The organism is Arenibacter sp. F26102 (assembly GCF_023015865.1).
Lineage (GTDB): Bacteria > Bacteroidota > Bacteroidia > Flavobacteriales > Flavobacteriaceae > Arenibacter.
Map to the genome: position 1 here is coordinate 401,053 of NZ_JALKBC010000005.1, position 22,123 is coordinate 423,175.

At 37.2% G+C, this 22,123-nt stretch carries 24 protein-coding genes; 14 read left to right on the forward strand and 10 right to left on the reverse strand.

All coding sequences use genetic code 11. The annotated features are described in order from the left end of the window. The first annotated feature begins 27 nt into the window (after nucleotides 1–27). The 6 genes from MWU78_RS09600 to MWU78_RS09625 all read left to right on the forward strand — a co-directional run bounded on the left by MWU78_RS09600 (nucleotide 28) and on the right by MWU78_RS09625 (nucleotide 4,765). A complete protein-coding gene (locus MWU78_RS09600; RefSeq protein ID WP_246997313.1) occupies nucleotides 28–1,572 on the forward strand; it encodes a PglZ domain-containing protein in 1,545 nt (514 codons plus the stop codon). A 79-nt stretch (nucleotides 1,573–1,651) separates the two neighbouring features. Then, nucleotides 1,652–2,062: a tRNA (adenosine(37)-N6)-threonylcarbamoyltransferase complex ATPase subunit type 1 TsaE gene (gene tsaE / locus MWU78_RS09605; RefSeq protein ID WP_246997315.1), complete on the forward strand. Its 411-nt coding sequence runs from the start codon at nucleotides 1,652–1,654 to the stop codon at nucleotides 2,060–2,062. Between the two features lie 223 nt (nucleotides 2,063–2,285). Then, a complete protein-coding gene (locus MWU78_RS09610) occupies nucleotides 2,286–2,474 on the forward strand; it encodes a hypothetical protein (protein WP_246997317.1) in 189 nt (62 codons plus the stop codon). Between the two features lie 92 nt (nucleotides 2,475–2,566). After that, nucleotides 2,567–3,124: a hypothetical protein gene (locus tag MWU78_RS09615; RefSeq protein ID WP_246997319.1), complete on the forward strand. Its 558-nt coding sequence runs from the start codon at nucleotides 2,567–2,569 to the stop codon at nucleotides 3,122–3,124. A 57-nt stretch (nucleotides 3,125–3,181) separates the two neighbouring features. Beyond that, nucleotides 3,182–4,381 (forward strand): alanine dehydrogenase, encoded by a 1,200-nt coding sequence (locus tag MWU78_RS09620; RefSeq protein WP_246997321.1) that lies wholly within the window; start codon nucleotides 3,182–3,184, stop codon nucleotides 4,379–4,381. 75 nt (nucleotides 4,382–4,456) lie between these two features. After that, a complete protein-coding gene (locus tag MWU78_RS09625; protein WP_246997323.1) occupies nucleotides 4,457–4,765 on the forward strand; it encodes a DUF4258 domain-containing protein in 309 nt (102 codons plus the stop codon). On the opposite strand, the gene MWU78_RS09630 is transcribed toward MWU78_RS09625, so the two are convergent. Then, on the reverse strand, nucleotides 4,762–5,928 hold the full coding sequence (locus MWU78_RS09630; RefSeq protein WP_246997326.1) for a proline dehydrogenase family protein: 1,167 nt from the start codon (nucleotides 5,926–5,928) through the stop codon (nucleotides 4,762–4,764). The genes MWU78_RS09625 and MWU78_RS09630 overlap by 4 nt on opposite strands. Nucleotides 5,929–6,020: 92 nt before the next feature. Here MWU78_RS09630 and aroB point away from each other — a divergent pair, with 92 nt between their 5' ends. Both aroB and MWU78_RS09640 read left to right on the forward strand, forming a co-directional pair. Continuing rightward, nucleotides 6,021–7,082, forward strand: a complete 1,062-nt coding sequence (gene aroB, locus MWU78_RS09635; RefSeq protein WP_246997328.1) for a 3-dehydroquinate synthase — start codon at nucleotides 6,021–6,023, stop codon at nucleotides 7,080–7,082. Nucleotides 7,083–7,201: 119 nt separating this feature from the next. After that, nucleotides 7,202–7,528, forward strand: coding sequence for a hypothetical protein (locus MWU78_RS09640; RefSeq protein WP_246997330.1), 327 nt, complete (start codon nucleotides 7,202–7,204; stop codon nucleotides 7,526–7,528). Here MWU78_RS09640 and MWU78_RS09645 read toward each other — a convergent pair. The 3 genes from MWU78_RS09645 to MWU78_RS09655 all read right to left on the reverse strand — a co-directional run bounded on the left by MWU78_RS09645 (nucleotide 7,525) and on the right by MWU78_RS09655 (nucleotide 9,866). Further along, complete coding sequence (locus MWU78_RS09645) at nucleotides 7,525–8,046, reverse strand: DinB family protein (protein WP_246997332.1); 522 nt, start codon at nucleotides 8,044–8,046, stop codon at nucleotides 7,525–7,527. The genes MWU78_RS09640 and MWU78_RS09645 overlap by 4 nt on opposite strands. Nucleotides 8,047–8,173: 127 nt before the next feature. Further along, nucleotides 8,174–8,653: a winged helix-turn-helix transcriptional regulator gene (locus MWU78_RS09650; RefSeq protein ID WP_187583751.1), complete on the reverse strand. Its 480-nt coding sequence runs from the start codon at nucleotides 8,651–8,653 to the stop codon at nucleotides 8,174–8,176. 112 nt (nucleotides 8,654–8,765) lie between these two features. Continuing rightward, nucleotides 8,766–9,866: a M14 metallopeptidase family protein gene (locus MWU78_RS09655; RefSeq protein ID WP_246997334.1), complete on the reverse strand. Its 1,101-nt coding sequence runs from the start codon at nucleotides 9,864–9,866 to the stop codon at nucleotides 8,766–8,768. Between the two features lie 303 nt (nucleotides 9,867–10,169). On the opposite strand from MWU78_RS09655, the gene MWU78_RS09660 reads away from it, so the two are divergent. Genes MWU78_RS09660 through MWU78_RS09670 form a run of 3 tightly spaced genes read left to right on the forward strand, consistent with a single transcriptional unit; the run spans nucleotide 10,170 to nucleotide 11,784 of the window. Then, on the forward strand, nucleotides 10,170–10,541 hold the full coding sequence (locus MWU78_RS09660) for a helix-turn-helix transcriptional regulator (RefSeq protein ID WP_246997336.1): 372 nt from the start codon (nucleotides 10,170–10,172) through the stop codon (nucleotides 10,539–10,541). Nucleotides 10,542–10,597: 56 nt separating this feature from the next. Continuing rightward, on the forward strand, nucleotides 10,598–10,978 hold the full coding sequence (locus MWU78_RS09665; RefSeq protein WP_246997338.1) for a DNA topoisomerase IV: 381 nt from the start codon (nucleotides 10,598–10,600) through the stop codon (nucleotides 10,976–10,978). A 2-nt stretch (nucleotides 10,979–10,980) separates the two neighbouring features. After that, on the forward strand, nucleotides 10,981–11,784 hold the full coding sequence (locus tag MWU78_RS09670) for a TerC family protein (RefSeq protein ID WP_246997340.1): 804 nt from the start codon (nucleotides 10,981–10,983) through the stop codon (nucleotides 11,782–11,784). 188 nt (nucleotides 11,785–11,972) lie between these two features. Here MWU78_RS09670 and MWU78_RS09675 read toward each other — a convergent pair whose 3' ends face one another. From MWU78_RS09675 to MWU78_RS09700, 6 genes are all read right to left on the reverse strand, one after another. Then, a complete protein-coding gene (locus tag MWU78_RS09675) occupies nucleotides 11,973–12,920 on the reverse strand; it encodes a hypothetical protein (protein WP_246997342.1) in 948 nt (315 codons plus the stop codon). Nucleotides 12,921–13,093: 173 nt separating this feature from the next. Next, nucleotides 13,094–13,444: a phosphatase PAP2 family protein gene (locus tag MWU78_RS09680; RefSeq protein ID WP_246997344.1), complete on the reverse strand. Its 351-nt coding sequence runs from the start codon at nucleotides 13,442–13,444 to the stop codon at nucleotides 13,094–13,096. 576 nt (nucleotides 13,445–14,020) lie between these two features. Next, nucleotides 14,021–14,425: a DUF1801 domain-containing protein gene (locus tag MWU78_RS09685; RefSeq protein WP_246997346.1), complete on the reverse strand. Its 405-nt coding sequence runs from the start codon at nucleotides 14,423–14,425 to the stop codon at nucleotides 14,021–14,023. 107 nt (nucleotides 14,426–14,532) lie between these two features. Next, nucleotides 14,533–14,961 carry a VOC family protein gene (locus tag MWU78_RS09690; RefSeq protein ID WP_246997348.1) on the reverse strand — a complete coding sequence of 143 codons (429 nt, stop codon included), beginning with the start codon at nucleotides 14,959–14,961 and terminating at the stop codon, nucleotides 14,533–14,535. Nucleotides 14,962–14,988: 27 nt separating this feature from the next. Beyond that, complete coding sequence (locus tag MWU78_RS09695; RefSeq protein ID WP_246997350.1) at nucleotides 14,989–15,426, reverse strand: SRPBCC domain-containing protein; 438 nt, start codon at nucleotides 15,424–15,426, stop codon at nucleotides 14,989–14,991. 28 nt (nucleotides 15,427–15,454) lie between these two features. Continuing rightward, nucleotides 15,455–15,880 (reverse strand): extradiol dioxygenase, encoded by a 426-nt coding sequence (locus MWU78_RS09700; RefSeq protein ID WP_246997351.1) that lies wholly within the window; start codon nucleotides 15,878–15,880, stop codon nucleotides 15,455–15,457. Nucleotides 15,881–16,407: 527 nt separating this feature from the next. Between MWU78_RS09700 and MWU78_RS09705 the strand changes: the two genes are divergently transcribed. The 3 genes from MWU78_RS09705 to MWU78_RS09715 all read left to right on the forward strand — a co-directional run bounded on the left by MWU78_RS09705 (nucleotide 16,408) and on the right by MWU78_RS09715 (nucleotide 22,117). Further along, on the forward strand, nucleotides 16,408–17,112 hold the full coding sequence (locus MWU78_RS09705; RefSeq protein ID WP_246997353.1) for a LytTR family DNA-binding domain-containing protein: 705 nt from the start codon (nucleotides 16,408–16,410) through the stop codon (nucleotides 17,110–17,112). Between the two features lie 197 nt (nucleotides 17,113–17,309). Next, a complete protein-coding gene (locus MWU78_RS09710) occupies nucleotides 17,310–17,708 on the forward strand; it encodes a hypothetical protein (protein ID WP_246997355.1) in 399 nt (132 codons plus the stop codon). Nucleotides 17,709–17,779: 71 nt separating this feature from the next. Beyond that, nucleotides 17,780–22,117 carry a CusA/CzcA family heavy metal efflux RND transporter gene (locus MWU78_RS09715; protein WP_246997357.1) on the forward strand — a complete coding sequence of 1,446 codons (4,338 nt, stop codon included), beginning with the start codon at nucleotides 17,780–17,782 and terminating at the stop codon, nucleotides 22,115–22,117. The last annotated feature ends 6 nt before the right edge of the window (nucleotides 22,118–22,123 follow it).

Consider the following 22,123-nt stretch of genomic DNA (forward strand, 5'->3'; position numbering starts at 1 on the left):
TTTTACGCAGGCAAATATAAGGACTAAATGAACAAGATAACAATACTTTGGGTAGATGATGAAATAGATTTACTAAAACCGCACATTCTATTTTTGGAGGGCAAAAATTATAAGGTGATTACCTGTCTAAGTGGTAGGGAGGCATTGGATGAATTAAAGGAAACGCATGTAGATATAGTTTTTTTGGATGAAAATATGCCCGGTATTTCCGGTTTGGAAACATTGAACGAAATAAAGGTGATCAATAATTCGCTTCCGGTGGTAATGATAACCAAAAGTGAGGAAGAGTTGATTATGGAGGAGGCCATCGGCTCCAAAATAGCGGATTATTTAATAAAGCCGGTTAACCCAAATCAAATTCTTTTATCGTTAAAAAAGAATTTGGACCATTCCCGACTGGTTTCCGAAAAAACCACAGCAAATTATCAGCAGGAATTTAGGAAAATTTCCATGGAATTGGCAATGGTAAATAGCTATGAGGAATGGGCAGAATTGTATAAAAAGCTTATTTACTGGGAATTGCGTTTGGAGGAAATAGAGGATTCCGGAATGTTCGAAATCTTAGAGTCTCAAAAAACGGAAGCCAATCAGCAGTTTGGGAAATTCGTGGAAAAAAATTACCACGATTGGTTTAAAGAGAAGGATGGTCCCGTAATGTCTCACACCCTCTTTGAACAATTAATCAAACCTGAATTAAAGGACAACAAAACATTATTGGTGGTCATAGATAATTTAAGATATGATCAATGGCTATCCTTTGAAGATACTTTAAATTCCTTCTATAGAAAACGTAAGGAAGTCCCATACTTCAGTATTTTACCTACGGCTACCCAATATGCAAGGAATGCCATATTTTCTGGACTTACTCCCTTGGAAATGGAGAAAAAACACCCCCAATGGTGGAAAAATGACACGGAGGAGGGTGGCAAGAATCTTTTTGAAGCGGAATTTTTGGAGGCACAGCTGAAGAGATTAAGGCTTGACTTAAAGTGGGAATACCACAAGATAAGCAGTCTAAAGCAGGGCAAGCACCTATCACAAAATTTTAGATCTCAGAAAGATAATGATCTGACAGTTATAGTGTACAACTTTGTAGATATGTTATCACATTCCAAAACAGAAATGGAAGTAGTCAAGGAATTGGCAGCCAATGATAAGGCCTACCGTTCTTTGGCACAGAGTTGGTTTAAAAATTCACCTTTATTGGAAATAATTCAGCAGGCACAGGGTCTGGGGTTAAAATTAATTATTACAACAGATCATGGTACCATAAACGTTAAACAACCTTCCAAGGTTATAGGTGATAAAGAAACGAGTCTTAATCTAAGGTATAAAACAGGAAGGAGCCTTACTTATGAACAAAAGGATGTGTTGGAAGCAAAGGATCCAAAAAAAATATTTCTACCCAATATAAATGTAAGTAGCTCCTATATTTTTGCTAAAAATGACTTGTTTTTCGCCTACCCCAATAACTATAACCATTATGTTAGTTATTACCGCAATACCTATCAACATGGGGGGGTTTCCATGGAGGAAATGATAATTCCCTTTGTAGTATTGGAGCCACGTTGATCTGATTTGGTATAAATCGATGCCGAATTTTATTAAGTCGGGAATAGGATTTAAATTGCGAATAATTTAAATTTTTAAGATGATTATTCCCTACACAATTTCACAAATACCGGATATTGCAAAGCAGTTGATAGTCAGTGTACCTTCAAAAATACTCTGCTTTTATGGAGAGATGGGCGCAGGTAAAACTACCTTAATTAAGGCCTTGGTTAAGGAATTGGAAGGCAGTGGTTCTACCAGCAGTCCTACTTTTGGTATTGTAAACGAGTATCATAAAGAAAACGGGGATCTCCTGGGTTATCATTTCGATTTTTACCGATTGGAAGATGAATCCGAAGCATGGGACCTTGGGTTGGAAGACTATTTAAGTGCCGATACTTGGATTTTCATGGAATGGCCCGAAAAAATAAAAGGACTACTGCCAGAGACAAGAACTGATATCAAAATTGAAATTTTGGATGAAAAAACAAGGCGGCTGACTATTTTATAGTGCACACTTTCTACAAAATTTATTAGCGTTACATCCTCTAAATTACATAGATTTTTTTTACCCACACTAAGGTAGGTCGCGCTGGGAAAAATTGAAAAATCTATGAACCGCTTTGATATTCTGTTAAAATGCAACATTTGATCGGTGTAATGCATACTGCGTGGTTTTTTTGTATATTTTTGTTAAACGTTTAACCCTTTATCGAACTTTAATCCTAAAAACCATGAACATTAAAAAATTTTTCCTTGGCTTTGCTTTTGCAACATGTATTTCATTAGTAAGTTTTTCCTGTAGCCCTAACAGCACTGCTGAAGACGATTCGTTATATGAGCAAAATATTGATATATTAAAAATTAAGGTACCGGCGAATGGTATAGACATTTTGAAGGTAAAAGTGCCTAAGAACGGTTAAGGCATACTTTTCATATTTTAGTGGGCTTCTATATACTAGAAGCCCATTTTTTTTGTTATAATAGGAGTAAAACAATTACCCACTTGACCAATATGTTCAAAGCGTTCCGCAAACTCGACCAAAGCAACAAAACAAAGAAGTCGAGAAGTCTTCTCATTGCAAGTATTGTGGCGGTTTTCATTGCCTTGACCCCCTTAATATTTTATTCTTACAAGTTTTTTCCTTCCGGAAGTACCTTGGACCTTTATTTTTATACTTATGAAAGTAATTATCAGTTAAGTATAATTACCGTCATGTGGCTGTTTATGGCCAAATTTGTGCCTTTAGTGCTCTTGGTATTATGGTTTTTTACCTGTAAGCACTGGTGGTATCACGTGTTGTTAATTCCTATAGCCATGTACGTCTTTCAGGTTGTTTCTTTAATTTACGAAGATCGGTTTATAGATGAGGTCGAAATATTTTGGTTGCTACCTATAATGACAGTGATCATACCTTTTGTGTACTTAATTCGTTTAAAGTTGTTTGACAAGCATGTTCTTGGTATTGATTTGGAGGCTATGGACCGGGAATTGAAAGCGTATAAGGAAAAAGAGGTTAAGGAAAAGGAGAGCCTTCAAAAAGAAGAATTGGTAAAAGAAAAAATATCGTAATTTTGACTTTGGGTAGTTTCGATAACTATCGGAATACATCAGACAGATTTACAGCCTATGAGTCAACATTCCTCACCGTTTAGCAAGCAGCAATTACTGCCTCAAGAAGAAACTTTAGAAATCCTAAGACAAAAAGGAGAGCTTTTTATAGGTATTCCAAGGGAAAATCAATATCAGGAAAAACGAATTTGTCTTACCCCGGATGCTGTAAATGCTATAACGGCCAATGGACATAGGATTCTAATAGAATCTGGAGCAGGTGATGGCGCCAATTATTCAGATTTGGAGTATACCAAAGCCGGAGCTGAAATCACCAGGGATACCAAGAAAGTTTTTGCCTGTCCTATAATTTTGAAGGTAGAACCCCCCACATTACAGGAGGTTCAAATGATAAATCCACAATCTACTATCATATCTGCCCTGCAGATCAAAATCCAAAGCAAGAAGTATTTTGAGGAATTGGCTAAAAAGAGAATTACCGCAATTGCTTTTGAATATATTAGGGACGACGATGGAAAATATCCCGCTGTGCGGTCGTTGAGTGAAATTGCAGGAATTTCTTCAGTATTGATCGCTTCCGAGATAATGGCGGCCACCAATAAAGGTAATGGCCTTATGTTTGGAAATATTAGTGGGGTACCCCCTGTAGAGGTAGTTATTATAGGCGCTGGTACTGTGGGGGAGTTTGCAGCAAGATCGGCAATCGGCCTAGGTGCCAATGTAAAGGTTTTTGACAATTCGATTACTAAATTACGGAGTATCCAGACCAATCTAAGACAAACCGTCTACACGTCTACCATTCAGCCCAAAAATTTATTGAAAGCGTTAAAACGTTGCGATGTGGCCATTGGCGCTACCAGGGGCAAAGATCGTTCCCCAGTGGTGGTATCTACTACCATGGTGGAGCAGATGAAAAAAGGGGCGGTAATTATTGATGTTAGTATTGATATGGGCGGATGTTTTGAATCAAGTGAGATCACTACCCATGACAAACCTATTAAGATTAAAAATGGAGTACTCCATTATGGGGTGCCCAATATTCCTTCCAGATACCCAAAAACAGCCTCTATTTCCATAAGTAATATTTTCACCCCTTATTTATTGAAAATTGGTGAAGACGGGGGATTTGAAAATGCCTTGCGATTTGATAAGGGCCTCCGTAACGGGCTCTATTTATACCACGGTATTTTGACCAATAAATCCGTTGGGGAGTGGTTCGACCTTTCCTACAGCGATATTAATTTTCTTATTTTTTAATTTATGGCATTTTTAAAGCGTTTGGGCTTTTTTCTTTTTGGATTATCTATCGGCTTGGTTTTTTTAACTATTTTTTTGAAGAAAAAATCTGAGGAAACCGGAACGGAATTCTGTTATTTTCCCAATTGTAGGACACTCAAGGATATTAGATCGAAGCAAATTACCTATGCAGATGGAATAAGTTCCCTTTTAATGAATAAAGAATTGGACACTACCGATATTAACTATTTTTTACATAACGGAGAAGTTGACTTTGGCAATAGTGAAACTAAGGCAGGTCCCTGTAAAACTTATTTTATTGAAGGATTGGTGAAAGATAAGGAAGCCACCTTAAAAGTGAAAAATTGTTCGGAGAAGGCCATTATAGAGAGTATCTCCTATTAGATCCTTCTTCTCTTTCTTTCTTTTTTTAAGAGGGTAAGCTCCCGGCTGGTCTGTCCTGCAACTGAAGTGTTCTCCTCTGCCCTACGTATTAAATAGGGCATTACATCCTTAACAGGTCCAAATGGCAGGTATTTAGCCACGTTATAAGCTTCTTTTGCCAAATTGAAAGAGATATGGTCACTCATGCCATAAAGTTGTCCAAACCAAATCCGAGGATCGTTGTGCCTAATATTCTTAGCTTTCATCTGTTCCATTATGCGGTAGCTGCTCAATTCGTTATGTGTTCCTGCAAAAAGTGAAATGGTGTCCAAATTATCTATCATGTAGGCAACAACCTTGTCAAAATTTTCGTCGGTAGCTTTTTTTGACGGACATATCGGTGATGGATAGCCTTTTTCCTCGGCCCTATCATTTTCTTTTTCCATATAGGCTCCCCGCACCACTTTTAGTCCAATGCAATAATTGTTTTTTACAGCATCTTTATGGAGCCTTTTTAAATAGTCCAGTCGGTCCCATCTGTACGTTTGTAAGGTATTAAAGACTATGGCTTTCTTCTGGTTGTATTTCCTCATCATTTCTTCGGCCAAATCATCCGCAGGACCTTGCATCCAACTTTCTTCAGCATCGATTAAAATAGATACTTCCAAGTCGTGTGCCTTTTTGCAAACTTTGTCATATCTATTCACCACGCGTTGCCACTCTGCTTTTTCGTCATTGGTCAGGTCCTTACCTTCCATAATCTTCTGGTAAAGTTTAAATCGTCCAAATCCGGTAGGTTTAAATACAATGAAGGGTATTGCAGGATTCTCCTTAACAAAATCCAGGGTTTTCAAGGCCTTTTCATAGCAGGAATCCAATTGATTCTCAACCTCTTGCCCTTCAACCGAATAATCCAAAATGGTACTTACCCCCTTTTCAAACATTTTGTCGGCGACCACCAAACATTCTTCCTCGGTGACTCCTCCGCAGAAATGATCAAAAACACTGGCCCGGATAAGTTTTTCTACTGGTAAATGGGCTTTTATGGCAAAGTTGGTCACTGCAGTACCAATTTTAACGAGGGGTTCGTTTGCGATTAATTTGAATAAAAAATAGGCCCTTTCTAATTCTGAGTCGGTTTTAAGGGCAAATGCCGTTGCAGTATCCTCAAAAATATCCTTCATTTATATGAATTTATTAAGGATTCAAATATAAGTACAGATTTTATATTCTTATCATATAAAATAGTGTTTATTTTGCCATAAATTGATCAATAATGAAATCTATTACGACACCTACTTACGCAGTACATTTTAATGAAAAGGCTTATGAGGCCTTGAACAATCATTTGTCCAAAGCCAATTATTCCAAAATGTTTATTTTGGTTGATGAAAATACCCATAATTGTTGTCTGCCTATTTTTATGTCGAAAATTGAAGGCGAATACGATTTTGAAATTATTGAAATAGAAGAAGGTGAGATTAATAAAAATATAGCAACCTGTACTCAGGTTTGGGAAGTTCTGTCAGAATTGGATGCGGACCGAAAAAGTGCTATGATCAACCTTGGCGGTGGTGTGGTTACAGACCTTGGGGGCTTTGTGGCATCCTGTTTTAAAAGGGGGATAGATTTTATTAACGTCCCCACTACCCTATTGTCCATGGTTGATGCCTCTGTTGGAGGGAAAACCGGCGTTGACCTGGGGCCTTTAAAGAATCAGGTCGGGGTTATTAATCAACCACAGATAGTGGTTGTGGATACCAACTATTTGGATACCTTGGACCAACGGCAATTGAATAGTGGTTATGCTGAAATGCTTAAACACGGTCTTATTAGTAATGCCAGTTATTGGGAAACTTTAAAAGGCAATACAAGTTTTGAGAATTTGGATGAGTATATTCTAACATCAGTGTCCATTAAAAATGAAGTTGTGCAGCAGGACCCCACTGAGCAGCATCTTAGAAAAATATTAAACTATGGGCATACCCTTGGTCATGCGGTAGAATCCTATTTTTTGGAAAGTGAAGAACACGAACTGCTTTTGCATGGAGAGGCTATTGCCATTGGAATGATTCTGGAGGGATATCTTTCATTTAAATTAACGGGTCTGAGTAAAAATGCGCTGGAAGATATCAAGACTACCTTTCTGGAGAGGTATAAAAAAATATCTTTTGAACAGAAGGATATTGATGCCATCCTAGGCTTGTTGAAATTTGACAAGAAAAATTCACATGGTAATATCAATTTTGTTTTGTTGAAAAATATTGGAGAACCGGCAATTGATATAAAAGTAGCCCCGGAATTACTGGAACAATCTTTTGCTTACTACGCCGAATAAGAGTTACACCTACTAAAAACATCCTTTTTACAACTCTTTAACAGATTGATTCTCAATTTTATATAGTTTAGGTAATATAAATAACCCTCCTGATTTTTATTAGGGTAAAAAACCAGACTATGTTACGGAAACTTGTTGATTACAAAAAACTAAGTCATGAAGTGGCTTCCTGCTTAATAGAGATGTATCCTGATGGCTACGGTGATGAAGATATTATTATGTTCAAAAATATCCATGGCGAAATTATTGAGGCTGTGGAGGTAAAAACCCAGGATTGTATTTATTTGGTGAAAATAAGTAAAAGCCTGGCCAATTTTATTTCCAATTTCGAGGATAATATGGAAAAGGAATTGGAGGGTCAACCAGAGTCGGTAGAATTTGTTTCCCCTTCAGGTGAACCGGAATTGGAATTTAACCAAGAGGAGGAAGAATCACAACTGGACTAAGGCTGTAGATATCTGTTGGCAATTATCTGTTGATGGTGCTTTTGGTGGCCGCAGATTACAAATCCCAGTGTAGCAACCGTCCATTCTATATTGCTTGCGATGCCGGTTCGAGTAAGATCTTCATTGTCCAAATTAAGGAACAGGCTAATGGACGCTTCCCTAACCGCTTTAAATTCGGTAATCAAACTTTCCTTGCTCCTAGTTTTTGCTTTGGAGTATTTAACATAATGGTCCTGGTCAAAACCGGGCAAAGGGGTGTTGTCCCCCCGCAAAAAACGTAGAGCCCTGTATTGAAATACACGCTCGGCATCAATAATATGTACAATTACCTCAGCAATGGTCCATTTACCCAAGGTGTATGTACTATTTAATTTTTCATCAGGAATACTTTCAAGAAACTGAATGAAATTAGTTTTACCCAATGCCAAAAGATCGTTTAATTCGCTATCGTCCAATACGGAAAGATAAGTCCCATAAAACTGATTGTAGGCTTCCTGTGGTAGACTGGATTTTCTCATATGTCTATATTTTTTGGATCATTAAGGCTAATGTTTTTCTTGGGAGTTATTGTTCATAGATAAAAAACAAAAAATCCCAAACAAAAACTGCTTGGGATCTTTAACATTTTTTGTCTTTAATGATCAATTACATTTCATTGAAGATCGTGTGCATAAGACGTTTTTTGTCATTTATGCTCTCCTCCAAAGAAATCATGGTCTCTGTCCTGTCTATGCCATCAATATCATCAATTTTAAAAATTATGTTTTTGGCGTGATTGGTATCTCTGGCACGAATTTTACAGAAGATATTAAATTTCCCTGTTGTTATATGAGCCACGGTAACATTAGGAATCTGATTTAATCTTTCCAATACAAATTTGGTCTGATGAGTCTTTTCCAAAAATATGCCTACATAAGCTATAAAGGCATACCCAAGTTTAACATAGTCCAATGTAAGTGATGACCCTTTAATAATGCCAGCTTCTTCCATTTTCTTTACACGAACATGGACTGTTCCCGCAGAAATTAAAAGCTTTTTAGCAATATCGGTAAATGGTGTTCTGGTATTGTCAATTAACATGTCCAGAATTTGATGGTCTATTTCGTCTAATTTTACTTTACCCATTAGTGTTTAATTTAAATGCAAAAATAGAAAATTATCGAATTAAATGTAATTAATATGTCATTTTTTTATGAAAACCGTAACTATTTTAGATTTTTTGAAAAAATAGTCCATTTTAGTCCAATATATTTGCTAGGTCAGGTTGATTTTTTATTGCGTTTAAGTCATTAGGATCAAGGCAATTATATGTTTTATGACCGAACTTGCCTTGTAAAACTCCAATTTCTTCCAATTTCATCTTGAATTCAATATTATTATCTACAAGTGTTTCCACGAACAATATACCTGCACTATAGCCTGAATTATGTTTGGTATTAAGAATTTGAACATTCTGAATCAGGATGTCATAATATAATTTGTTGTTGTCCGGAATATCAAAGTAGGAATCCAATTTGTATTGGTGGATCGTTTTGTTGGAAATTATTTCGATAGCCTTAAGCATGGCGATAAAAATATACTTCCTTGTATTTTCACGTTCATAGTCTTCGGGAAAATGACCTGATTCGAATAATATGGTGGGAATATTCAACATTTGAAAAGTATCTCCCACACAATTGCTATTAAATCCATCATCATATCTCCCCACCTGGCCAGGAATATACTTTTGTAATTCCTCGTTCATGGCAACAATTATCTGCATACTTATTCCCCTAGTTTTGGATATAGTTCTTTCCGGGTCATGTGCAGGGGCCAAAAAAGAAACAGTGGCAGGTTTGGAAGTGTTTCCTACATTGAAAATAGTGCGCTGATCGTGTAAATTGAAACAGTAATCCGGTTTAAAATCCTCGTATATCCTTCTTAATACAATGCTCTCCGGTTGGGTCCGCTCCTGGGCGTCCCGATTTAAATCCACGCCATTGGCATTAACCCTGGTATAGGCCATGGCACCATCCGGATTTAAAATAGGCACAATTTTTATGGTACAAGTGTTAAGTATCGACTTTGCCCGACTTGAATTGGATTTTAGAAAGTTCATTAAATCCATGACCGCTTTAGTCGTGGTGGATTCGTTACCGTGCATTTGGGACCACATCAAAATTCTAAGTTCCCCTTCGCCTAAAGTAATGCTTTTAATGGCCCTACCCTCCACTGATGTTCCCTCGGTTTGGACCTTATAATCTTTGGAGATTGAATTTATAAATGGATCAATGTCATTATTTGTAATGTATCTTCCTTTTACGGATTCCTCTTTTATTTCATCATAATTTAATTGCATGCGTACTACTCTGGTTTTGTTTAAACATTGCAAAGGTAGGTTCAAAATAATTTACAGATGTAAATTAATCTGTTTATAAATGTAAACAACATATGAGAGCAGTGTTATTGGTTGTGCAGGTTGTGGATGATGTTAAGGGCGGAAGATTTGAATCGACTATAGTTGAGTTATATATCTTTGCATATCAAATATATAAAATACCTTAGTTAAAGTTATAAATTAATAAATGATATTTGATTTTTATATTTTGGTATAGAAAAATGAATATGGAATGATTACTTTTGTATTTAAATAATTACAACAGTGAACACTTCGGAACTAATAAAGAGGTTAGATCAAATTATGGGGTTCCACGATATATCCGCATCGGTTTTTGCGGATACGATTGGTGTACAGCGATCTGGTATATCCCATCTTTTGGCCGGCAGAAATAAGCCAAGTTTGGAATTCGTTCTTAAGGTGGTCGCGGCATTTCCGGATGTTGATCTGTATTGGCTGTTGTATGGTGAAGGTGTTTTTCCCAAAAAAGTTAAGGCTGCTCCTCCTGCGGAAACCCCGATAGCTAAGGTTGTTAAGAGTCAGGTTTTGGACGACCCTCCCTCCCGGGCTAAAACCATAGATAAGATTATTATATTTTATTCCGACGGAAGCTTTAAATCTTATTCTGAAATATGAATTTGAATTATTGATTTTTTAGATGATTTCAGTCTCAAATTTCTTTATTTTGTGTTATGATTAAAAATATGACCATCGGCTTGGCCGTTCTCTTGTTTGGTGTGTGTTCCTGTTATGGGCCAGAAAGAAATTGCAGCGATTTTAAAAATGGAAAATTCTCCTTTACGACGGAGATTTCAGGAGAAAATCTTACCACGACCTTTGTTAGGAATGATACTGTTGAGTTGGATTATTTCCGGGGAAAGGTAGATACCTCGTCGGTAAGGTGGATAAATGATTGCGAGTATATCGTTAAAAAGCTCCATCCAAAGAGCATGGCTGAGGAGAAATCCATTCACATGAAGATTTTGTCAACAACCAATAATTCCTATACATTTGAATATAACGTTGTTGGTAGTACTAAAAAATCTAGGGGAACCGCAATTAAAATTGAGTAGCTATGTTTGAAATCTTATCGACTCCGGATGCATGGGTAGCCTTGCTTACGCTAACTTTCTTGGAGATTGTTCTAGGGATAGATAATATTATTTTCATCTCCATTATTGCTAATAAATTACCTAAAAAACTGCAGGCTAAGGCAACCAATTTAGGACTGCTTTTGGCGATGGTACAAAGGATACTGTTACTTTTTGCTGTTTCTTTCTTAATTGGGCTTAAAAATCCGTTTTTCTATGTAGAATCCTCTTGGGTCTATTTGGGTGTAAGTGGGCAAGCTTTAATATTGTTTTTTGGAGGGCTCTTTCTGTTGTATAAGAGTACCTCGGAAATTCATGAAAAAATTGAAATGCCGGACCATGATGAAAGTCAGGTCAAGGCCAAGGGGGTTACAAGCTTTTCGAATGCAATTGTTCAGATTATTCTAATCGATTTTATATTTTCCATAGATTCCATTCTTACTGCGGTTGGTATGACCAATGGTATAGGGAATAAGCCAGGAGATGCGTTGTTGCTTATGATCATTGCTGTAGTGATTTCCATCATCATTATGATGGTTTTTGCCAATCCCATACGGTTGTTTATTAGCAAGCATCCTTCCATGCAGGTATTGGCGCTTTCTTTTTTGATCCTTATTGGGTTTATGCTTATTATGGAAGCTGCGCATTTAAGTCACGCTAAATTCTTTGGTAATGAAGTTGGTGCCATTCCTAAAGGTTATCTTTATTTTGCTATAGCATTTTCACTTTTCGTGGAGTTTTTGAACATTAGGATGAACAAGAATAAACCTTCTGTTTCCAAGGAATAGTAAGTCCCTGGATATATGGAATTCTTGACTTCTTTTTAAATATACGTGTTAAAGTCAAGTACAGCTTCTTAAAATAAAGCATGTTAATGCGATTTATTTAAAGTTTTAGTTTAATCGAATGGAAATTTTAGGTGGAGTTGTAATGTCCTTTATGAATTGCTAAAAGATCTTTTTTTTTGTTCAAGGAATTATGACTTATCCTCTTTTGAGGTTTCTGTTTGGTAGTATTTAATTCTTCTTGTTTTGTAGGTGTTGTCCGGGGTAATGATTTGCTTGATCCAATTGCCCGATTCATGGCTGTCATATTGATAAATATACTCTTGGACCTTTATGGATTTACCATGTATATTTTTTAATGAGGTGAGCATGCCTTGGGTGTTGTAAGTGTAGGTGGAGCTTTCGGTTGGAACGAACGTTTTTTGACTTAAATTATAGGTAAACTTTTTTTCTAAGACCAGCTTATTGTTGCTATTGTAAGTTTGTTCCAGTGCTGTCTGAGGTTGGCCGTCCAGAAATTCCTTGGTTAGGATCAATTTTCCAACAGCATTATCTTTTCCTTTTACTTTTGAAGTCCGTATAGATTTGAAAATAATATCGTTCAAGTAGTAAGTCTCGGTAAACTCCCCTTTGTAAATCTCATATTTTATAGCAGTTTCATCTATGCCACTGTCATTGGTACGTTTTATAGTGGAGATTTTTCCAACTTCCCCGTAAACATATTCATATTGGTCTAGAAATTCTTTATTATATGAAATTATTTTCTCTGTAATCTTTTTGCCTTCGGTTGTATCCAATTCATAAAAATTGGCAATTGAAGTGTTTTTTACAAAAATCCCATCCCTATAATTCTCCACCCGTTTTTCCAATAGCTCACTTCCGCTTAGTTTGTACTGTGTTATGTCATAATCTGTGTCGCTATAGCGGGTAACCGCTTTGGTCAAGAACCCCTCTTCGTTGAAGTCGTACTCTTCCTTTCCGTAATCGGTAGCGACCAAACAAGATTTAACCGGACCATTTAAATCAAAATCCTGTACTGTAAAAACCTTTATTTCTTGGGCAAGCATTTTTGCTGGAGAGGTAAACCCCAGAATATTGGAAATACAAAAAAGAATTATGGGCAAGTAGTTTTTCATCATATGTCAAAATTAGTCTTTATAAGGTCATAACAAAAGGAAAAATTAAACATTGCTATGGTGTAGCTTAGTTGATGGAGTTATTTTTTAAAAATTAAAAGTAATTCCAATTTTGGTAAATTGGGAATTCATGTTGAAGTTGAAATCGGTTTGAATGCTTGACTTGTGTAATTCCCCTAGGGCCTCGGCATTATTTTTTTAACGATTCGTCTTCTCGCCGCATTTTTTCCAATGGCATAGCCTATTAAAATGGCCAAGGGGTAATCTGAGATCCAATATATTTTACTACTTATCATTTCAATTGCCATAATTCCTATCAAGGAATGGTCAACGGGCTTGATCCATCTTATTTCCGGATAGCTTGTAGTTATAGCGGTTATGGCCCTCATTAAGGTAGCAACATGTCCGGACGGCATGGCGTCATATTGAGGGTATTGGTTAGTATGCCTTAAAACTGGGAAAAGGAGTCGTATGGCCCCCTGGGTGGCCGGTCTCCATTGCCCTGTTGGGGTTTTGTCTTCCCGCAATCCTTTTTATGGTTTGGGTAATTGCCCCAACAGATATTAATACTTCCGCAATTCATTTGCTGTATTAAGAGCTTATGATTATTGGATAATTTTCCAAACACATAAAAACCGCCGCTTATTAAAAGGGTAGTTCCGCCATTTTCCAAGTAATAAACGGTAGAGTTGCTGTTATTGGGAATAACTCAAAAAAAAACACCAAACAACTTATTGTAAGAGTGGTCTTGGTCCCGGTCTATTGGCTTCCCTATACCTATACTGAAATCTGTTATATGTTGATCTAGGGGTATCAAGGCTCCGGTAGAGGTATTGGCGGGCCTTGTCCGCATTATATTTTCTCTTTGTAGGGTGAACTGACCAAATTGGGCGATATCTTTTGCGATATGCCTATCGTATTCAAAAATATAGGCTTTTTAAAGCTGTATGTCAGGTCTTTTGAAGTTATGTGGTATTGTATCTTCTCTCTTTAGGGTTGTGCGATTACAACCATAGCGAAAGCCGGTAAAATTAATATTAGTATTTTATGGAGTGACTACAATTGTCCCTTGGGTAAAGCTTTCGATCGTTCCGTTCCAAAATTTATGTAGATTGCTTTCTTTGGTCTTGACTATTCAATGATTTTTTTAAATTCTCCTGTACCTTGAATTTCACAATTTTAGTGATTAAGGGAAGTGGCAATGGTTTGTCCAATGGAAATTGGACCGAGCCCTTCCCTCGCTTAAACGGCGCCAAATCTTTTTCAAATTCTTTGTGCCCTGTGGGTGTAGCATAGAATCCGATATGGTTTTTATAGGCGGCAAAATACACTAACATTCCACGGTATTTGTAAGCTGGCATATTATAGCTGATCACCTCTTCTGCCTCGGGAGCAGCTTTTTTTATTGTCCTTCTAAGTTCTTCCAAAATCCCTTGAACCTCTTGAGGGAAATGAGCAATATATGTTGTTGCGTCATTTATTAATCTATTGGGTTTTATGCCTGTCATAAAAATTTATTTACGCATATTTTTAAAACATAATTATTTAAAAATCAATTAATTCAATAAACTTATTTAATTAATAACTTTAAAATTAAAATCGATTACCTAGAGGCTCACTTTGCCTGATTTAAATGAAAATTGATCATCCAGCGAATTCCAAACCTATCAATGAAACTGCCAAAATAATCGCCCCAAAACATGTCGGCCATTTTCATCTCAATATCTCCTTCTTTGGAAAGACCATTGAATAGACGATCTGCTTCTTTTCTGCTATCTGCAGTCAACATGATATAAGTTTGGCTGCCCGGTTGTAATACGTGTCCGGCTGAAGGTATTATATCCGAAGCCATTAAAAGAGTGTCGTTACCAATTGGAAGCGCAATGTGCATGGTGCGATTTTTATCTTCTTGGGAAAGTTCCTCACCGCCTGGGGCTTCCGACATTTTCATATTGGCCGAAAATTCACCTCCGAAAACGGATTTATAGAAAACAAATGCTTCTTCGGCATTTCCATCAAAATTTAAATAAGGATCTACTTTCATGATTTTAGATTTTATTAATTTTTTTAGTCAATGTTCTTCTGCCAGCTTTTTTACTTTTTCCAATGCCTTGGGCCAAGTTTTGGAAAAATACTCCAGATATTCGTCGGTAATGTCCATCTCTACAATCAAGTTTGTTTTTTCTTCTATTTGGATGAGGGTGTAATTTTCCATGGCACCTTTCCATTCTAGTGCACTTTTACTTTTGTCTTCCACTCCATTGGTAACATATCCCAAGTGTTCAATTGACATAAAGGAATAAGGTTTATTGGCGACAATGCGGGAAACCATCCCATTGTTTTCTGCGTTGAGAAAAAGTGCAGTGCTTCCCTCCTTCCAATCTGTTTCTACCCGTGAACCTTCGCTAAAAATTGATGTCCATTTAGGGTAGGTCCTATTGCTCCATAATATTTCCCAAACCCTTTCGCATGGGGCGTGGATAATTATACTAAATATTTTATTTTTCATAGTTCAGCATAAACTACGGTTCACTACATTATGGTTCGGGCATAGGCATATTTTTCATATCCATATGCAGCATACACCAGCGGTGGCCATCCAAGTCTTCAAATCCACAGACGTACATCCATCCTTCGGGTTCCCTTGGTTCCGCATAAATTTTCCCCCCGGCTTTGCGAACCAGATCAGCCATCATACCCACATCCATCCTACTTTGCGCATCTATATTTAAAAGTACTTCTGTTCCTTTTGAGGTATTGGATATTTCATTCCCTGTAAAACCTTTAAACACGGTTTCAGGGAAGAGCATCATCACAAATTTGTTTTCACCAATTAAAAAACTACCTAAATGCGTAGCTGCCGTATGAACTGGATTGGGTGTAAATCCAATACTCTTAAAAAACATTTTAGATTTCTCTAGGTCTCTGACAGGAAGATTTAGCCAAAATTGATTTATTTTCATTTCTGGATATTAAAAATAATTATGATGTGCTTTTATATAATTTATGATGCTCCATTATAAAGATAATCGAAAATTATCACATCTAATAAGTCAACTTACCTCAATATTTTGGGTCGAATATGTAATTCATTTTATTTTTTTTTACACTATGAATTAAAATAAAACGCTGGCAGTCTCTAAAACCTAAAAGTCGTTTCCCTCACGGTGTTTAGGTTTATGATAAATTGGGTAATGCCCTTGGAATTCTAATGTAACGTATCATTAAGGTTAATAAAAAGACTTAATAGGATAGTGGATATTGATTTTTAAATCCAGATTTGCAGTATGTATAATTTATAATCATTTAGGTTTATTTTTATTATAACATGCTGTATATTTGTTTCTTATAAAATGCCAAACACTAACCATGGGCATTAAAGTTATTGTTTGTCTTGTTTCTTAAGGGGAGCAGGATAATATGGACTGACCCTTCTTATTCGGCATGGGTCCACTTTAATGGTATATGGTGGTTAATTTAATTTCTGACCATGAAAAACACTAAGTTAAAATGTATTTTAATAGATGACTCCACGCTACAAAGACGTGCGGTCGCCAAAATTATAAAAGAACATTCCAAACTTGAGCTAATAAATGAATTTGACAATGGTTTGGACGCTAAAAATGACATTGGGAGTAATATCATAGATTTAATTTTTCTGGATATTGAAATGCCTGGGTTCAATGGTTTCGATTTGTTGGAATCCCTGGAGCACAAACCACAGGTAATCCTTATTTCCGGCAACCCAAATTACGCAATGAAGGCATTCGACTACGATGTAACGGACTATTTACAGAAACCTGTGGATAAGAACCGGTTTGATCTTTCAATTAAAAAAGCAATCAATAAATTTGATCTTCAAAATGCAGAAGAGGTTGAGTTGGAGTATATTTATGTAAATAGCAACCTTAAGAAGACCAAATTGTTTTTAAATGAGATAATGTGGATCGAGGCTTATGGTGATTATGTGAAAATCATAACTAATGAGAAAAAAACATTGATTCTCTCCACCATGAAGGCGTTTGCAAAACAGTTGCCTCAGAATAAATTTCTTAGAATTCATAAATCCTATACTGTAAATCTTGAGAAAATAGAAAATTTCAATGGTTCTACGGTTGAAATAAATGGACAGGTTATTCCTCTAAGTAGGCATAAAAAGGAGGCATTGATCGAAGCCTTGGTGGTGATAGAATAGCAATCTACATGGATGGTATTAATATTTCTAAACATTAAAAAGTGTGGTGAAATTCCTTTTATATTGATTTAGTATGTTCTAGAATGGCTATAACGGCCAAAGTATTTACTTTATGTGTTGTCCCTTTTCAACCAGTAGAAAAGCCTAAGGAGGTAAGGTATGATTAAAGGAGAATTCTTTTTATCTTTACAATACAGATGAGCAAATTTTTTTCCATAACACTTTCGCTTTTGCTTTTGATCCAAAGTTTTAACTTGGATATGGTAGACGTTGCCCAGTTGGATGATTTTTTGACTCACGCCCAATTCCACAAGCAGAAGTACGGCGATAATTTATTGGTTTTCATTTCCAAACATTATGGGGAGCTCAAAAAGCAACACGATATAGAACATAGGGAAGAGCACGAGGACCATGAAGAATTGCCTTTCAGTCATCAAACCTGTTCCCATTTTACATCAGCCTTCGTGCTGAATGTGGTTGATTTTGGGATGCCTAAATCCACGCAGGTAACAGATACCGCCTCAAACTTCTTTTATCAGGAGTCATATTACCCAATACAAAATTCCGATATCTTCCAGCCGCCCAAGGCAGCATAATTCATTACTGATACAAATCATTATTAAACAAGCTGTTTTGCCATAGCTTGCCATCTTTTTATCTATGAATTATGTTATCCAATATTATACAATTCAGTGTAAGGAATAAATTAATTGTTCTTTTGTTCACACTTTTTATTATAGGTTTTGGACTATTTTCTTTAACCCAAATACCTATCGGTGCCGTTCCGGACGTTACCAATAATCAAGTTCAGGTAATTACCACATCGCAAAATTTGTCTACTCAGGATATGGAGCAATTTATAACCTATCCCGTTGAGCTTGAAATGGCCAATTTGCCCGGGGTGGTTGAGATTCGTTCGGTCTCAAAATTTGGACTTTCGGTGGTTACCATAGTCTTTGAGGACAAAATGGGGAACTATTTACCTAGACAGTTAATTGCCGAAAAATTAATATCCGCTTCCGAAAAAATCCCCGAAGGGTTCGGCACCCCCAAAATGGGGCCCATTACAACTGGTCTTGGAGAAATTTATCAATATATTTTGGATGCAAAACCGGGATATAAGGATAAATACTCTGCTATGGACCTGCGTACCATTCAAGACTGGGTGGTCAAAAGACAGCTTTCCGGAATTCCGGGTGTTGTGGAGGTTAATACTTGGGGGGGCTATTTAAAGCAATATGAGGTGGCCATAAGTACTCAAAAGCTACATGCCATGAATATTACCACGGCCGAAATTTTTACTGCCTTGGAAAAGAACAACAGCGTTTCGGGCGGTGGTTATATCGAAAAGGTAAATCAGGCATACTTTATTCGGGGCGAAGGGCTTATTTCTTCACTTCAGGATGTTGAAAACATCGTGGTTAAAACAACCAACAATCTTCCTATTTATATTAAGGATGTGGCCAAGGTGGGCTTTGGCAGCGCAACCCGTTTTGGGGCCATAACAGGCAATGGTGAAGGAGAAAAAGTTCTTGGCCAAGTAATGATGTTGAAGGATGCCAATTCCAAAAAAGTTATAGAGGCCATCCATGAACGCGTTGATGCCATTTCCAAGACCTTGCCCGAAGGTGTTTTTATCAATGGGTTTTTGGAACGCAGCGAGCTTATATCCAAAACCACCTTTACTGTTGCCGAGAACTTAATTTTAGGCTGTTTGATCGTTATTTTTGTGGTGGTTTTACTGCTTGGAAATCTTCGCTCGGGTCTGGTGGTGGCTTCCGTAATTCCACTTTGTTTGTTATTTGCCCTCTCCTTAATGTATATATTCGGGGTAGACGCGAACCTAATGAGTCTAGGGGCCATAGATTTTGGTATTATAATCGATGGAGCCGTTATAATAGTGGAATATATTGCTTTTCAAATTACCGCTAAAAGGGGGGCTTTGCAATTGCTGGGGGCGAAAGAACAACAAGTACTGAAAGATAAAATCACCTTCAGTGGAGCTTCCAAAATGATGAACTCGGCCATCTTTGGGCAGTTAATTATTCTAATCGTATTTATCCCAATTTTATCTCTAAGTGGTGTTGAGGGTAAAATGTTCAAGCCCATGGCGCTTACCTTTAGTTTTGCTTTGATAGGCGCCATGATATTATGTTTTACTTATGTTCCGGTGGCAGCGACGCTTTTTATAAAACCATCTACCTTATCCCCAAAAAATATTTCGGTTCGTCTAATGGATTTTCTTAGTAGGTCCTATGATCCCATTATTCGATGGGCATTAAAAAAGAAAAAAATAGTTTTGGCCATTGCCATCTTGCTTTTAGGGAGCTCCATTTATTTGTTTACTACTATGGGAGGGGAATTTGTTCCTACTTTGGATGAAGGCGATTTTGTTATACAACCCGTTCTTAAAACAGGTACATCATTGGGTAAAACTATTGAAATAACCACAAGGATTGAAAGGATTTTATTGGATAATTTTCCAGAGGTTAAACAGGTTGTTACCAGAATTGGAGCCGCCGAAGTGCCCACGGACCCTATGTCTATGGAAGAAAGTGATGTTATTATCATCCTAAAATCTAAAAAAGAATGGGTTTCGGCAGAAAGCAAGGATGAATTGGCCGATAAATTTAAGGAAGCCTTGTCGGTAATCCCGGGGATGGAGGTAGAATTTACCCAGCCCATAGAAATGCGTTTTAATGAGCTTATTACCGGGGTCCGTGCGGATATTGCCATTAAAATTTTCGGTGACGACTTGGAAATCCTAAATAAAAAAGGAAATGAAATTAGAAACTTGATCAAGAATGTAGATGGTGCTGCCGATATAACGGTCGAGAAAATTGCAGGCCTTCCGCAAATGAACGTTAAGTTTGACAGGGTAAAAATTGCAAGATATGGTCTAAATATAGCCGACCTTAACAGCCTTATTTCCATGGGGTTTGCAGGAACCAACTTAGGGAGTGTATTTGAAGGGGAAAAGCGATTTGACCTTACTTTAAGGTTGGACCAAAATAGTAGGCAAGACATCACTAATTTAAAAAATTTGTATGTAGACACCCCTACTTCCGGCAAAATTCCTTTAGGGGAGTTGGCCCAAATATCCTACACTACCGGGGCTGCAAAAATCTCGAGGGATGACACCAAACGCAGGATCGTAGTGGGCATCAATGTGCGTAACAGAGACCTTCAATCAGTAGTTGATGATGTTCAAAAGCTCATTGAAACAAATATAAGACTACCTACGGGTTACACCATTACCTATGGGGGGCAGTTCGAAAATTTACAAAGTGCCAAGGACCGATTAAAAATTGCCGTCCCAGTGGCATTGATCCTTATTTTAATTATGCTCTATTTTGCATTTCATTCTATTAGGGAGGCCCTTATTATTTATTCTGCAATTCCGCTTGCTGCCGTAGGTGGTATACTCTTGTTGTTTGCCCGGGACATGCCATTTAGTATCTCTGCGGGGGTTGGCTTTATAGCCCTTTTCGGTATTGCTGTCCTTAACGGGATTGTATTGATAGAACATTTTAAAGAACTAAAACACCAGGGAATGGAAGATTCAGATGAGTTAATTATCCAAGGTTCCAAGGACAGGTTGAGGGCGGTTTTACTTACTGCATCCGCTGCGGCACTTGGTTTCCTTCCAATGGCTATTTCCACCAATGTTGGGGCAGAGGTACAAAGACCGCTTGCTACCGTGGTTATTGGAGGGCTTATTACCGCCACCATATTGACTTTAGTGGTACTGCCTATCCTCTACTCCATATTTCATTCAAAAGATAGACCAGAGGGGGTAAAATCCAAAAGCAGTTCAAAGATACTAGGTTTCGTAATTCTGTTTACTGTGTGTGCCACTTCGGTTCAGGCACAGGAAGAAGGACTTAATTTTGACGAAATACGAACTATGGCATTAAAGGGTAATTCCGGACTTAAAGCATCGAGCTTAAGAGTGGATGAATCCAAGGTGTTGATAGGGAGTGCATTTAATTTTGACAAGACAGAGGTCTATTATCATTATGATCAAAATAATATAGCTTTTAACGACAAACCTTTGGAGGTATTCGGGGTTCAGCAGAATTTCCTTTTTCCAACCGTATATTTTGCCGGAAAGGCTGTTAATAAGGCCAATTATCTCATAGAAAACAGCAACTATGAGCTAAAGAAGCAAATGCTGGAACAGGAATTGGCATCCAATTATCATGAGCTCCAATATGCCAGGCAAAAGGAAAAGACCTATAGTGAATTGAATGAGTTGTATGAGCGGTTTTCATATTCTGCACAACGAAGGTTTGAGCTGGGTGAAAGTAATTATTTGGAGAAAATAACGGCCCAGGCCAAGCAAAGGGAGCTTCGGACATTATACATAAAAGCCATTGAAGATGCCAACCTGGCCTATCAGCAACTAATTAAGACGGTGCAACCAGATTCTACATTATTGGTTAAAACCTTGCCAATGGAAAAACTTCGATTAATGGATATTAATATTGAAGAAAATGTTGGCATGTCATATTTTGAAAACAGAATAAAAATGTTCGATGCTAAAAGTAATCTTGAACAACAGCATTTATTACCAGATCTTAACTTCAATTATTTCCAGGGTACCAATTCCACTTTGGGCGAAAACCTTCAAGGTTTTCAATTGGGTATTAAAATCCCCCTATTTTTTTGTGGAAATGCTTCTAAGATAAAGGCGGCCAAGATAGCCAAGGATATTTCCCAGGCCGAAGCACAGGATTATCAAATACAACTAAGGGCCAAATACGAATCACTTACGGGCCTGTTGAAAAAGTATCAAGAGGTATTGTCTTATTATGAGACTGAAGGTCAAGGTCTTGCCGACGAAATTATAAAAACGGCGACACTAAGTTATCAGAGTGGGGAAATAGACTTTTTTCAATATATCCAAAGTATGGAAAACGGCTACAATATTACCCTAACCTATTTGGAGAATCTAAATGCCTATAATCAAACGGTCATTGCAATTAATTACATAAACCTATAAAGTAAA

What these genes read in the sequence shown, in the direction of transcription:
- MWU78_RS09640 (WP_246997330.1), top strand. Translation starts at nt 7,202, where the DNA reads ATGTTACGGAAACTTGTTGATTACAAAAAACTAAGTCATGAAGTGGCT.
- MWU78_RS09610 (WP_246997317.1), top strand. Translation starts at nt 2,286, where the DNA reads ATGAACATTAAAAAATTTTTCCTTGGCTTTGCTTTTGCAACATGTATT.
- MWU78_RS09705 (WP_246997353.1), top strand. Translation starts at nt 16,408, where the DNA reads ATGAAAAACACTAAGTTAAAATGTATTTTAATAGATGACTCCACGCTA.
- aroB (WP_246997328.1), top strand. Translation starts at nt 6,021, where the DNA reads ATGAAATCTATTACGACACCTACTTACGCAGTACATTTTAATGAAAAG.
- MWU78_RS09710 (WP_246997355.1), top strand. Translation starts at nt 17,310, where the DNA reads ATGAGCAAATTTTTTTCCATAACACTTTCGCTTTTGCTTTTGATCCAA.
- MWU78_RS09650 (WP_187583751.1), bottom strand. Translation starts at nt 8,653, where the DNA reads ATGGGTAAAGTAAAATTAGACGAAATAGACCATCAAATTCTGGACATG.
- MWU78_RS09620 (WP_246997321.1), top strand. Translation starts at nt 3,182, where the DNA reads ATGAGTCAACATTCCTCACCGTTTAGCAAGCAGCAATTACTGCCTCAA.
- MWU78_RS09645 (WP_246997332.1), bottom strand. Translation starts at nt 8,046, where the DNA reads ATGAGAAAATCCAGTCTACCACAGGAAGCCTACAATCAGTTTTATGGG.
- MWU78_RS09685 (WP_246997346.1), bottom strand. Translation starts at nt 14,425, where the DNA reads ATGACAGGCATAAAACCCAATAGATTAATAAATGACGCAACAACATAT.
- MWU78_RS09695 (WP_246997350.1), bottom strand. Translation starts at nt 15,426, where the DNA reads ATGAAAAATAAAATATTTAGTATAATTATCCACGCCCCATGCGAAAGG.
- MWU78_RS09655 (WP_246997334.1), bottom strand. Translation starts at nt 9,866, where the DNA reads ATGCAATTAAATTATGATGAAATAAAAGAGGAATCCGTAAAAGGAAGA.
- MWU78_RS09700 (WP_246997351.1), bottom strand. Translation starts at nt 15,880, where the DNA reads ATGAAAATAAATCAATTTTGGCTAAATCTTCCTGTCAGAGACCTAGAG.
- MWU78_RS09670 (WP_246997340.1), top strand. Translation starts at nt 10,981, where the DNA reads ATGTTTGAAATCTTATCGACTCCGGATGCATGGGTAGCCTTGCTTACG.
- MWU78_RS09690 (WP_246997348.1), bottom strand. Translation starts at nt 14,961, where the DNA reads ATGAAAGTAGATCCTTATTTAAATTTTGATGGAAATGCCGAAGAAGCA.
- MWU78_RS09615 (WP_246997319.1), top strand. Translation starts at nt 2,567, where the DNA reads ATGTTCAAAGCGTTCCGCAAACTCGACCAAAGCAACAAAACAAAGAAG.
- tsaE (WP_246997315.1), top strand. Translation starts at nt 1,652, where the DNA reads ATGATTATTCCCTACACAATTTCACAAATACCGGATATTGCAAAGCAG.
- MWU78_RS09630 (WP_246997326.1), bottom strand. Translation starts at nt 5,928, where the DNA reads ATGAAGGATATTTTTGAGGATACTGCAACGGCATTTGCCCTTAAAACC.
- MWU78_RS09715 (WP_246997357.1), top strand. Translation starts at nt 17,780, where the DNA reads ATGTTATCCAATATTATACAATTCAGTGTAAGGAATAAATTAATTGTT.
- MWU78_RS09600 (WP_246997313.1), top strand. Translation starts at nt 28, where the DNA reads ATGAACAAGATAACAATACTTTGGGTAGATGATGAAATAGATTTACTA.
- MWU78_RS09675 (WP_246997342.1), bottom strand. Translation starts at nt 12,920, where the DNA reads ATGATGAAAAACTACTTGCCCATAATTCTTTTTTGTATTTCCAATATT.
- MWU78_RS09665 (WP_246997338.1), top strand. Translation starts at nt 10,598, where the DNA reads ATGATTAAAAATATGACCATCGGCTTGGCCGTTCTCTTGTTTGGTGTG.